Genomic DNA, 12,898 nt, shown 5'->3' on the forward strand with positions numbered 1-12,898 from the left:
CATCCCGCTATTGCGAGTTGTTTCTACTGACGCGATTGTAAGCGGTTGCAAACGTCCGACACCGCAGCTTTTGAACGAGAGAAGTACAAAATTGGAGGCTGTTCGAATGGGTCCTCACGAAAATGCAAAAACGATGAAGGCCGGGTATCTCCTACGGAGTCTCGGCTACGCAGCACTCTGCTGCATCCTGGTATTCCTGGCCCAGAACCGGTATGCCTTCGCTCAAGTGGATGAAGGATCGATCGCTGGAATTGTCCAAGATCCGACAGGCGCAGTCATCCCGGGTGCGCATGTGACGCTGCTCAACACTGACCAAGGCTTATCCCTGGAGACAACGGCCAACGCGAACGGCGAATATACCTTCTCGCCGGTCCGCATCGGGCACTACATGATCACGGTGACCTCGCCGGGATTCTCAACCACCACCCAGAAGAATCTGCAGGTGAACGTATCGCAGAATCTGCAAGTAAACATTCAGCTGAAGCCGGGCGCAGCAACGCAGACCGTGGAAGTAACCACGGCTCCCGCGGAATTGCAGACGGAAGACGCTTCACTCGGGCAAACGGTCACCGAGCATAGCGTGAACAGCCTGCCGCTGAACGGCCGCAACTTTACCTTTCTGGCCCAGCTCGGGGCCGGCGTCAACTCGCCCCAGGCCGATACGCGCGGTAATGCCGCTTCCGGCGCATTTACTGCCAATGGCCTGCGTCCGGCGCAAAATAACTACCTGCTGGACGGAATCGACAACAACTCGAACGCCGTCGATTTTCTGAACGGCACTAACTTCGTCATTCTTCCGCCGGTCGATGCGATCTCGGAGTTCAAGGTGCAGACGGGAGATTTCAGCGCTGAGCTGGGACGCTCCGCCGGAGCGGTTCTGAATGCCACGATCAAATCGGGTACGAACAGCATCCACGGCGCGGCGTGGGAGTTCTTCCGCAACGACAAGCTCGATGCTGCCGACTGGTTCGAAGACAACGCTGGCATCAAGAAGGGCGAACTTCGGCAGAACCAGTTCGGTGGAGCGATCGGCGGTCCGATCATCAAGGACAAAGCCTTCTTCTTCGGCGACTACGAAGGTCTGCGGCGCGTGCAAGGAACAGTGCTTCCCGGCACGGTGCCGACTCTTACGGAACGCAACAGCGGTTTCACTAACCTCTCCGATCTGATCACCGGACAGAACGGCGCGCCGCGCATCGACTCCCTGGGCCGATCGATTCCTTATGGCACCATTCTCGATCCGGCTACGACTCGCGCGGTAACTGCAGGCACGGTCGATCCCGTGTCAGGATTAACGGCAACCCAAAGCGGCTTTGTTCGTGACCCATTCGGAACCTGCGGAGCGGGCACGACGACCTTCACGCTTGGCACCTGCAACCTGAACCAACTGCCCGCGGGCCGTATTGATGCGAACGCAGTCAAACTGCTCAACCTCTACCCGACACCGACGAACGGCTCGTTCAGCACGAACTTTACATCGAGCCCTGCCCTCTACGAGCATCGCAATGCCTTCGATACTCGCGTGGACTTCAACCCCTCGCAGAAAGAGCAGATCTTCTTCCGCTTCAGCTACGTGGACGATCCGCAGTTCATCCCCGGCATCTTCGGGGGCGTAGCTGACGGCGGCGGCTTCCAGCAAGGTCTGCAGACTGCCAAATCGGATCAGGCTGTTCTCGCCTGGACTCATGTGTTTTCGCCCAGCGTGGTGAACGTCGCACGCGTTGGATTCAACCACCTTCACACCACACGCTTCGGACCGGAAGGCTCGGTGACCGGCATCCCGGCGCAGTTTGGGATTCAGGGCGTTCAGCAGACCTCGGAAAATGGCGGCCTTCCCGCCATTGTTATTCAGGGCCTGCAGGAACTCGGCAGCAATGACTACCTCCCTTCGGATGAAGTCAGCCAGACATTGCAGGTGGCTGACGACTTCACGAAGATTTACGGAAAGCACAGCTTTAAAGCTGGCCTCGAATATCAGACTGTCGATTTCAATACTCTGCAGCCCGCTTACGCGCGCGGTGAGTTTGATTTCAACGGGAACTTTGCGGGCGTTCCGGGACAGAGCGGAGATCAGACCGGCCGCGCACAGCTTCTGCTAACTCCCATCGCAGCAACCGTCCCCGGAGGCGTTAACTTCGTGGGCGGCGCCAATGAAGTCCACGCCTCGAACATCAGCAAAACATATGACCAGAGAAGCTATCTGGCTTTCTACTTCCAGGATGACTGGAAGGTCACCCCGCGGCTGACCCTCAACCTGGGCATGCGCTGGGATTATTTCAGCCCGATCTCTGAGACGAACGGCGGACAGGCTAACTTCGTTCAAACCGGACCGCCGGCGGGAGGGCCGATCTACCTGATTCCGGCATCGGGTAAGGACAACCGGCAACTCTCATCGACGGCCAACAATCCAGCCCTGAACGGCCAAGGCTTCCTCGACCTGCTGGCCAAGGACAAGATTGCTTTGGGAGAGACCAGCAAATACGGAAATGCGCTGGTCCAGACGCAGCAGCACAACTTCGCACCACGCTTCGGCTTCGCCTTTGAAGTGACGCCCAAGCTTGTGGCACGCGGCGGTGCAGGCCTCTTCTTCAACGCATTCGAAAACCAGGGATACGGACCGAACATCGGAGAGAACTATCCCTTCGTCTACAACTTCGACTTCAAGGGAACGACGGATTCCGCACCCTTCAGCTCCGGCCCCAATCCTTACGGGAGCTGCGCAACGGCAGCGCCCTACGGAGGAGCCGCACCGATTGGCGTAGGCCTGAGCTGCGCGGCATTCACGCCTCTGGCGGTGAACGCTGCGGGCCTCAGCCTGCAGGGACTCCAGTTCGATTACGTAACCCCGCGTACTTTCAGCACGAACCTGACCCTGCAATACGCACTCACACACAGCTTGTCTGCGCAGGTGGCCTACGTGCTTACCGACGCCAGCTCCCTGCAGATCGGTATTGGCAACAACGAAGTCTCTCAGCTGCTGCCGGCCAACATCAGCACGACACCCTATGTGCCGTTCCCCGACTTTTCACAGGGAGCAAGTTACCAGCGGTCAGCGGGAAGCAGCGTCTACAACGGCCTGCAGACCAAGCTCGAACAGCAGCTGTCGAACGGATTGAACTATCTCGTCACCTACACCTATTCAAAAACGCTCTCCGACGCGGGTGACTTGCTCAACGGAGGCAGTACGAATGGATATCGGGCTCCATGGCTACCGGGCTACGGTCCACGATTCGACTGGGGCCTGGCCGATTTCGATGTTCGGAATGTCTTCCATCTCAGCGGCGGATACGAGTTGCCCTTCGGCAAGGGCAAGGCGTTCCTGGCTAACTCAGGAAGGCTTGCGGACGAGGTCGTAGGAGGTTGGAGCCTTAACACCATCGTCACTATCCAGGGGGGACAGCCCATTTCACTCACCTGCCCCACCGCGACCACCTCGGGAACAAACTGCAACGACGTCGAAGTTCCCGGGCAAAGCCAGAAGCTGGGGCTGCATACCGATTCGAATGGCAAGCTGAGCTGGTTTGGAAACCCCAACGCCTTCCAGCAGCCTTGCCCGTTGGGTGGGACGCCGACGGCAGGGTGCTTCCCATTAACCGGCCGGGGCATCCTCGGCGGCGGACCCTCCACCACGTATGGACCGCCTCTCCGCCAATTCACGCTGTCCGCGTTCAAGGCGATTCCCATCAACGAGCGCTTCTCGATGCAGTTCCGAGCGGAGTTCTTCAACATCCTCAATCATCCGAACTTCAACGCACCTAACTTCGGCGGCAACGGAGTTACGTCGGTTGGAAACTCGGGCAACTTTACCAGCTCCACCTTCGGCGAGATTGGATCGACCCGCGATGCTCCCTACGATCCGAGACAGATCCAGTTCGCTCTGAAGTTGTTCTTCTAAGCTAAGATGAGAGCACCCCGGAATGCCCGCCCAAGCGGGATCATTCCGAGGTGCTCTTCTTTTATGTAGCGACTTGCTCACGCTACGGCACGGAGGTGAACGTTGAGCAGAAGGCCTCAGTTCGGGCTGACAATTCTTTCCCTGCTGTTGCTCTCTGCTGATTTCAGCTTTGCCGCAGATGACCGGGAACAAAAACTCAATCGCGAATTCCAGTCGGCGGTCGCGCAATACAAGGCTGGCCAGTATCCCCAGGCAGCGGCGCAACTGGAAGAGCTGCTACCGCAGCTTCCGAAAAACTTTGAAGTCCAGGAACTGCTGGGGCTGGTGTATGCCTCAGAGTCGCAAAACAAGAAAGCGATCGAACATCTGCAAGCCGCGGTCGAGCTCAAACCCAATTCTCCCGAGGCCAGGACGAATCTTGCTGCGACCTTCTCGCACGCGGGACGCTTCGATTTAGCCGGAGAGCAATTCCGAAAGGCGCTGGAGCTGGAACCACATAACTACAATGCGAACCATAACCTCGGGGAGTTTTACATCCACGCCGGAAAGATTACGGATGCGCTGCCTCTTCTCGAAGAGGCGCAACGCGTGGATTCATCCTCCTACGACAATGGCTATGATCTGTCGCTGGCCTACTTTCTCTCCGGGCGGCTGGATGCTGCGAGGCAGCTTATCGATACTCTGATCGCCCAGAAGAACTCTGGCGACCTGCACAACCTGCTCGGCGAAGTAGAAGAGAAGGATGGGAAGTTCCTAGCGGCGGCGAAAGAGTTCGAGATCGCCGCGCAGATGGAGCCCAGCGAGGAGAATCTCTTTGACCTTGCGTGCGAATTTCTCCTGCACCGCACCTACGAGCCCGCGATCGACGTGTATAAGAAGGCGATCGAACGCTATCCTGACTCGGCGCGGCTCCGCATCGGGCTAGGGGTCACGCTGTATTCGCGCGGCCAGTACGATGAGGCGGTGAAGTCGCTGGTGGCCGCCGCCGATCTCACGCCACGCGATCCACGCTGTTATCTCTTTCTCTCGAAGGCTTATGACAGCTCGCTGCAGCAGGCGGACGAGGTGATTCAGCGATTCCGCCGCTATGCTGAGCTTGAGCCGCGCAATGGATTGGCGCAGTATTACTACGCGATGAGTTTATGGAAGGGCAAGCGAACGGGCGATTCGAATCTGGATATTCACCAGGTCGAGGAGCTGCTTCAGAAATCGATCGCACTCGATCCCTCGCTGGCCGAGGCTCATGTACAGCTGGCAGATCTTTACGATGGGCAGCATGCTTATGACAAATCGATACCGCAATATGTCCGGGCGCTGGAGCTGAACCAGAATCTTCCCGATGCGCATTACCGGCTGGGGCAGGACTACATCCATACCGGCAGGAAAGACCAGGCGCAGGCGGAATTCATCGTCTATCAGAAGCAGCGCGCCGAACACATGGCCGTGATCGATAAAGAGAAAGCAGACGTGCAGCAATTCGTGTATGCGGCCAAAACTGAGCCCGTAAGCAAACCATGATTGGCTGAGAATCGGCGACTTTGAACATGTATTTCGCAAGCTGAAGGTGATTTGAATTTGAGCAATGTTTTTCCATCCCGTAGTTCCTCGTTCGCGGAGATGTTGTCGCGATGCTCGCCACGCGAAGTCTCGGGATATCTCGGACGCAGCCGGCGCGATTTCCTGCGCGGAGCGGCTGGATTAGCCGCGGGGTCAGCGCTGATGAGCGCTAGCCCGTTTGTGCATGGCCAGAAGGCGGCAAAGAAACGGAAAGTGATTGTGATCACCTTCGGAGGCGGCGCCCGGGATCAGGAAACATTTGCGCCGGAGGGACAGGAGAATATTCCGCACATGCTTCATGACCTGATCCCGCAGGCGAGCTTCTTTACGCAGGTGATGAACCAGGGCATCCTCGGCCACTACGTCGCAACAGCGAGCCTGGCGACCGGAGTCTACGAAACGCTGAATAATTTTTCCGCAGTTCCTCCCGAACATCCGACCGTCTTCGAATACTTCCGCAAAGATCTGCGCCGCCCAGCGTCGGACGCGTGGGTGGTCGCTCCCAGCAACGGTTTCAATCGCATTGGCGATAGCGGAAACCGCTCCTATGGCCCGGACCTGGGAGCGCGCGTGGTTCTGCCGAAGCATCTGCTGCGCGCCGCTATCTCGGGATCGACGGACTACGAACATCTGCTGCGCGACAACTATGAGACGCCGCTCTATACGCCTCCGATTGCAGGCGGCGAGTTTGAGCTGCAGCAACTGGAGAGGATCCTCAAGCTCTCGGTCGACGACTTCAAGGCTCATGCCCTGACCGCATCGAGTCCGGACGAGCTATCTGTATTTATTGCACGCCGCCTGATGCAGCAGGAGTCTCCAAGCCTGTTGTGGATCACCATGCACGATATCGATATTGCGCACTCCGGCGCGTATTCGCTCTACGTCGATGCAATCCAGCGCACCGACCGACTATGCGCGGAACTGTGGCAGGCGGCGCAGAGCGACCCGGAATATGCAGGCAACACGACGCTCTTCATCCTGCCGGATTTCGGCCGGGATGCGGATGAAGACTCCGGCGGCAACGGATTTCAGCATCATCGAACGGGTGACGCAGCTTCGCGCACCACCTGGATGATCGCCATGGGAGCTGGAGTTCGCGAGGGAGTCATCTATGACCGACCCGTGCAATCAATCGATCTGGTGCCGAGCCTGGGCGCGATGATGGGATTCTCCCCGGCGCTTTCCCAGGGCACGCCCATCAAGGAGCTGCTCTAAACGTATGCTGCCCAGCGATCTCAAAGCCGAACAATTCTCGGGATATCCTCCCGAGGCGAGGGCGCTGGTAGTTGCGCATCTCGAAGTTCTACGGCAGTTGCCGCTCAGCTTCATGCCCAGCCTGTTGCGCGAGATCATCGACTACGATTATCGATTTCCGGCGGAGCGTAAGACGATTGATAGCGAGCTGGCGGAGCTCTCCTCTCTGTCGCCGGCGCAAAGGCGCGAATGGTTTCAACCCTTCTCCGACTTATCGCTCTCTCCGAAACTCGAGCGAGTGGATTGGGTCAATCAGCCGGCGCAATTTACAGAGCAGCTCTCTGCATACCTGTGGAGCACGCATCAGATGGATGCGTTCCGCAAGGCTGCGACAGAGTATGGGAACCGCTTGCAGCCGGTAATGCCTACCGATTCCCTTTCCATGCCGAGATTGGGCATCGCGATCATAGGACAAGGCGTGACGGCATACGATGCGCCGCTGTTCCGCAATTTGCGCAAGCATGGGACTTACTTCACAAAGGTGAAGCCGGATAACGGACTGGAAAAACTGCTGGCAGGCATCGCGGCGCGGGCGGAAGCGCATCCTGCGCCTTACGGCCATTGGTACATCGATGGAGGACAAGAGGCCAATCACAGCGCGCTGCTGACATGCACTTCATATCACGGCCTGGAACCGATGCGCGCAGCACTGCTGAAAAACATCCAGACGGAAATCGCAAAGCCCGGCATGGGGCCGGAGGAGCTGCGCACCCACCTCGCACAGCTCGCAATATCGGATATCGGGGTGAAAGGATCCGGCGACGTCGTGCTCGATCGCTTTCAAATGAAGCTGTTCACAGAAGGCTCGGGAACACAGATCTTCAGCACCACCTTCGCGCAGTGGACAACCCGCGAGGTCCTGCGGCGTGCCCAGGCGCTTACCATGCTGGTGCGCTTTGCTCCGCGGCAACGGCAGAAGCCGATGAACGAGCTACTCGCCAATGGAGACAGCAACCCTGAGCTCGACACTGTCGGCTCGCTGGTCGACGCGGACATGGGCAGCTACTATCACTGGCTCAACCAGCAGCGCCTGCCGGGATGGAATCAATCTTCGTTTCTTGTGTGGTTTGAGGGACACGATAAAGCCGTAGCCATTGGACCATCGCTGCCTCGCAACACGGAGTCGAGCTCGGCAGTCGATCTCGCGGAGCTTCTGAGGTTAGCCACCACATGACGATCTTCACCTCGCGCTTGAATACTCAATCTCTACAAATCAGACACCAAATTTCACACATGCCTTCAGCCAATTCGATGGGAGCTATTCGGTAAAACTTATGGATCGACGCATTTTTCTCAAGACTACTGGTACGTTGTTAGCCTCAGCCGCACTTCCGCATGCTTCGGCGCTGGGCGAAGAGCCTTTGGCAAAAGGCCGCACGATTCTCCCCATGAACCGGAATTGGCGATATCACCCGTCGAAGATCGACGGTGCCGAAGCGATTGCCTTCGACGATTCAACGTTCGAGAAGGTTGTGGTTCCACACACGAATATCAAGCTTCCCTGGCATAACTTCGACGACAAAGATTACGAATTCGTCTCAACCTACCGGCGGCGTTTCAAGCTTCCCGCATCGGCAGCGGGCAAGCGGGTCTTCGTGGACTTTGAAGGCGTGATGACCGCGTCAACGGTATGGATCAACGGTGTTCCGCTCGGCGAATATAAGGGAGGATTCACGCCATTTTCGTTTGAGCTGACACCCCATCTTCGCTCCCAGGAAGAAAACGTTCTTGTGGTTCAGGTCGATTCGACAGAAAGAGCGGACATCCCGCCCTTCGGCTACGAGGTCGACTACATGACCTTCGGCGGCATCTATCGCGAGGTCTCGCTTCGCGCCGTCCCTCACACGTACATCGACAATATTCACGCCCGCCCCAAGGATGTGATGAGCGGCAGTCCCTCGATCGATGTCGATTGCTTTCTCGCCGGAGATCTTACTGCGAGCAAACTCTCGCTCGAAGTCGAATTACGCGATGGAGACCAGGTCATCGCTAAAGGTACTCATGCGCTTCCGCGCAAACCTTCCGCGGCTACAGCTGATACAACTATCGACCCTGTAACTCCGGCGCCGGCGTACGCCAGCATCGAAACGACCGACGACCCGGCGCGCTCGACCATCACTCTAACCGGACTGGGCAGCGTAAAACTTTGGGATCTTTCCAGTCCACAGCTCTACACCGTTCATGTTCGTTTGCTACAGTCCGGAGAGGCGATTGACGAAGATCAACGCCGCGTTGGCTTTCGTGAAGCAACGTTCACCGATCACGGATTCTCTCTCAATGGAAAGATCATCAAGCTTCGCGGACTGGATCGCCACCAGACCTTCCCGTTCGTTGGGCAGGCGATGCCTGCCCGCGCGCAGCGGCAGGATGCGAAGATTCTGCGGCACAACCTGCACTGCAACATCGTTCGCACCTCGCACTATCCCCAGTCACGGCACTTCCTCGATTGCTGTGACGAGATCGGCCTGCTGGTGCTGGAGGAGATCCCCGGCTGGCAGCATATCGGCAACGAGGCGTGGCAGCTTGTGGCAATCGACAACGTGGGGCGCATGATTCGCCGCGACTGGAATCATCCCTCCATTATTCTGTGGGGCGTGCGCATTAACGAGTCGAAGGACAATCACAACTTTTATGTGCGCACCAACGCACTCGCACACGCTCTCGATCAGACGCGCCAGACAGGCGGCATTCGCTACTTTCAGGAGTCGGAGTTCCTCGAAGATGTGTTTACGATGAACGATTTCGGCTTTCCGCTCAAGAAGCCCAATCACCCTCGCTACCTGAATACCGAATTTGTCGGCCACACATTTCCAACGAAGACAACCGATGACGACGAACGCCAGCGCGAGCACACTCTACGGCACGCGCGCATTCACAACCAGCTTGCTTCCGATCCGCAATACGCGGGAGGCATCGGCTGGTGCGCGTTCGACTACAACACGCATGCGAACTTCGGCTCCGGCGACCGCATCTGCTACCACGGCGTCACGGATATCTTTCGCGAGCCGAAGGCTGCTGCAGGTTTTTACAAATCGCAGTGCGATCCCGAAGAGGAGATCGTTTTGGAGCCGGCCTTTCACTGGGCGCGCGGCGATGAGTCAGTAGGTTTTTCGAAGGCCGTGATCTGTTCGAACTGCGATCACCTCAAGGTTTTCACACGCTCCGGCAGCATCGAAAGCAATCCGTGGGTGGCTCTGGCCGAGCTCGATCCCGACCGCACCGAATTTGAGCACCTGAAGTATCCTCCCTTTGTTCTTGACGTAAGCAAATACCGGGATGGCTGGGGCGACCTGCGCATCGACGGCTATCTCAATGGGAAACAGGTCATCTCGAAGTCGCTCTCTGGCCGTGGCGTCGATACCAAATTCGCGCTGCTGCCTGACGATCTTACGCTCATGGCCGACGGCGCAGACACGACGCGAGTTGTTCTGCGCGTGACCGACGAGTTCGGCGCGATGCGAACCTATGCCAACGATGCGGTGAGCTTCACGTTGGAAGGGCCGGCCGAGTTGATCGGCGACAATCCGTTTTCTCTGATCGGAGGAACCGGAGCTGTCTGGGTTCGCGCCAAGGAGGTAGCGGGAACTGTAACTCTCAAAGCGACACATCCGCGATTGGGTTCGCAGACGGTGAGCTTTACTTTCACGAGTGTTCCCGAAGAGACGGTGTAGATCTTCACCTTCAAGGGAGGAGGCAATGCATGCCCGGCTGCGCCCATTGCTCTGGCATACTCGGGAGTTACGCCCAAGGACGTCATCGCAGTCAATGCGTTGAGGTCATTGTTCAAATCGAGCGCTCTTGATAAGCGCCGTTGACGAGACGGCGCCTAGGGCTTCTCGGGCCAGTTGTGTCTCGGATAGCGGCGCATCAGCTCCCGGCGTACCTGCGGATAGAGCCTCTCCCAGAAGCCGGCGAGATCGGTGGTGGTTTGCACGGCCCGCTGGTTTGGCGCGAGCAGGTGGACCACGACCGGCGTTTTGTCTCGCCCGATCCGCGGCGTTTCGCGCATGCCGAAAAAATCCTGCAGCCGCGATGCGATCCACGGCGCCTTGCCGTGCTCATAGTTAATCTTTGTCGGGCGCCCATTCTGTAGCCGGATGCTGACGGGAGCGAACTCGCGGAGAAGTCTTGCGTCCAATGTCTGTTCGAGTAGCGGAATGAAATCCTTCGCCGCATTTTTCAACTCCGCAAAACTGCGCAGTCCCGAACAAAGATTGCGCAATGCGCCTGAGATATCCGGTATTTCAAAACCGGCAAACTCCATTCGTACTTTCCATTGCTCGAAAGCCTCTCCATCGATGAAGCGCTCGAGGCCGGCTTCCAGCGCCTGCTGTGCGAGCAGCTCAGCCGCGGCCGCCTGATCCTTCGCCGCACCGCGCGATTCCTGGATCACCAGTTCGTCATAGAGGAGAGCGCTGACCTCTTCGACCCGCTCCCCAGTGCGGTTCCACACGACGTTCGATTGTTCGCGCACATGGTCTGGGAAGAGATCGACCAGCCATTCCGGCTCGATGCGCGCGGTCATGCGAACGAGCGGCAGCGGTTTCTCTTTTCGATCCTCTGCATCGACGGCAACCATAAACTCATAGGCCGGAGGCGCGCCTGCAACCTCCGCGGATCCACCTGTCGACAGCAGCACTTGATTACCCGCTCGCCGGCGCGCGACGCGATCCGGAAATCCGGCGAGCACAGATATCAGCAGGGCATCGTCATTATGACTCGTCTGACGCGAGAGGCGCGCAATTCGTCGAAGCTGCTTCAGATGCTGCTCGGTGCGATAGTCTCGCGGGAGTTCCAGAGCTTCGAGAAGATCGTTCTTTTCGCTCCGCGCTCCCGATCCCAGCAGCGCGGCCGCGGCACAACCGTCGTCACCCGCATCGCGATCTATCGCCTCGACGAGGATGCGCGATAGACGCGGAGGCAGCGGATAGCGCGCCAGCTTCTTCGCCATCTCTCCGGAAGCGTTGAGGCGATCGAGCAGCGATTCGGCACTCTCGATGGCGGCGACGGGAGGCGCGTCCAGCCACTCGATGCTGTCGAAGTGAGGAATTCGCATCGAGCGAAGCGCGAGGCATAGCTGCGACAGATCGCTGCGCACAATCTCCGGCGCGTCGTGATCCGGTCGGCGCAGATAATCTTCTTCGGGATAGAGGCGCAGCACGCTTCCTGGCCCGGTGCGCCCTGCGCGACCCGCTCTCTGTATGGCGGAGGCCTTACTCACGCGCCCGATATGAAGCGATGGCAAACCAGTCCATGGTGAGTAGGTGGCGTAGCGCGCAAGACCGCTATCGATGACCGCGGTTACGCCTTCCACTGTGACCGAGCTTTCGGCGACGTTCGTTGCCAGGATGACTTTTCGCTGCGACGAAGGCGAGACGGCACGATCCTGTTCTGCGGATGAGAGATCACCATGCAATGCCAGCAGCAGTAGCCCGGTCCGATGCGCGACAGGCTCGCACTCACGCATTGCGCGGCGAATCTCTGCCGCGCCCGGCAGAAAGACCAAGATGTGGCCGGTGGGCGACTCCCTGACTAGACGCTCAACGGCCGAGCTGACCTGCTTCTGGAGCGGCTCGGGAGAGTATGGCAGATGTTCGATGGAAAGCTCGAAACGTCTTCCTTCCGAACGCAGCATGGGACATCCACCCAGATATTTTGCTACCGGAGCCGCATCGAGAGTGGCGGACATGACCACGACCTGCAACTCGGGACGCGTGCGCTGCAGACGCTTCAATAACGCGAGAGCAAAGTCGCTTTCCAGATGACGTTCGTGGAACTCATCGAGCACCACCGCGTCGACGCCCTTAAGCTCCGGGTCTGAGAGCAGACGCCGCGTCAGTATGCCTTCGGTGAGATAACGAATGCGCGTGCGCGGACCTATCGCTTCCTCTAACCGAACCTGATAGCCGGCGGTTTCTCCGACCTTCTCGCCCAGCTCGGCGGCAACTCTCTGCGCAGCAAGTCGAGCCGCGATGCGACGCGGTTCGAGAACCACCACTTCGCCCCGAATATTCTTCAGGAGCGCGGGCGGCACGCGAGTCGTCTTGCCTGCGCCAGGCGGCGCTTCGATCACCAGGTTGGGATTGCGCGCGAGCGAAGAGAGAATCTCCGGCAGAAGCGCATCCACCGGAAGAGAAAGTTTCTGAGTCACCAGTCCCATCGAAACATAGCGTTTCGCACGAGTCAATTTGA

At 58.3% G+C, this 12,898-nt stretch carries 6 protein-coding genes; 5 read left to right on the forward strand and 1 reads right to left on the reverse strand.

The features are described from left to right. Positions 1-106: 106 nt before the first annotated feature. The 5 genes from XX99_RS21935 (at position 107) to XX99_RS21955 (ending at position 10,377) form a co-directional block, all read left to right on the forward strand. Positions 107-3,895: a TonB-dependent receptor gene (locus tag XX99_RS21935; RefSeq protein ID WP_231581556.1), complete on the forward strand. Its 3,789-nt coding sequence runs from the start codon at positions 107-109 to the stop codon at positions 3,893-3,895. A gap of 102 nt (positions 3,896-3,997) precedes the next feature. Continuing rightward, positions 3,998-5,413 (forward strand): tetratricopeptide repeat protein, encoded by a 1,416-nt coding sequence (locus tag XX99_RS21940; RefSeq protein WP_231581557.1) that lies wholly within the window; start codon positions 3,998-4,000, stop codon positions 5,411-5,413. Between the two features lie 57 nt (positions 5,414-5,470). Further along, a complete protein-coding gene (locus XX99_RS21945) occupies positions 5,471-6,667 on the forward strand; it encodes a hypothetical protein (protein ID WP_231581558.1) in 1,197 nt (398 codons plus the stop codon). 4 nt (positions 6,668-6,671) lie between these two features. After that, complete coding sequence (locus XX99_RS21950; RefSeq protein ID WP_050061564.1) at positions 6,672-7,880, forward strand: hypothetical protein; 1,209 nt, start codon at positions 6,672-6,674, stop codon at positions 7,878-7,880. Positions 7,881-7,980: 100 nt separating this feature from the next. Further along, the gene (locus tag XX99_RS21955) at positions 7,981-10,377 is read left to right on the forward strand and encodes a glycoside hydrolase family 2 protein (protein ID WP_050061565.1); all 2,397 of its coding nucleotides are present in this window, start codon (positions 7,981-7,983) and stop codon (positions 10,375-10,377) included. Positions 10,378-10,532: 155 nt separating this feature from the next. Here XX99_RS21955 and hrpB read toward each other — a convergent pair whose 3' ends face one another. Next, positions 10,533-12,866 carry an ATP-dependent helicase HrpB gene (gene hrpB / locus XX99_RS21960; protein WP_050061566.1) on the reverse strand — a complete coding sequence of 778 codons (2,334 nt, stop codon included), beginning with the start codon at positions 12,864-12,866 and terminating at the stop codon, positions 10,533-10,535. Positions 12,867-12,898 lie beyond the last annotated feature (32 nt).

This window comes from Silvibacterium bohemicum, from assembly GCF_001006305.1.
GTDB classification, from domain to species: domain Bacteria; phylum Acidobacteriota; class Terriglobia; order Terriglobales; family Acidobacteriaceae; genus Silvibacterium; species Silvibacterium bohemicum.

Coding starts and splice junctions, on each gene's coding strand:
- XX99_RS21935 (WP_231581556.1), top strand. CDS start 107: ATGGGTCCTCACGAAAATGCAAAAACGATGAAGGCCGGGTATCTCCTA.
- XX99_RS21950 (WP_050061564.1), top strand. CDS start 6,672: ATGCTGCCCAGCGATCTCAAAGCCGAACAATTCTCGGGATATCCTCCC.
- XX99_RS21955 (WP_050061565.1), top strand. CDS start 7,981: ATGGATCGACGCATTTTTCTCAAGACTACTGGTACGTTGTTAGCCTCA.
- hrpB (WP_050061566.1), bottom strand. CDS start 12,866: ATGGGACTGGTGACTCAGAAACTTTCTCTTCCGGTGGATGCGCTTCTG.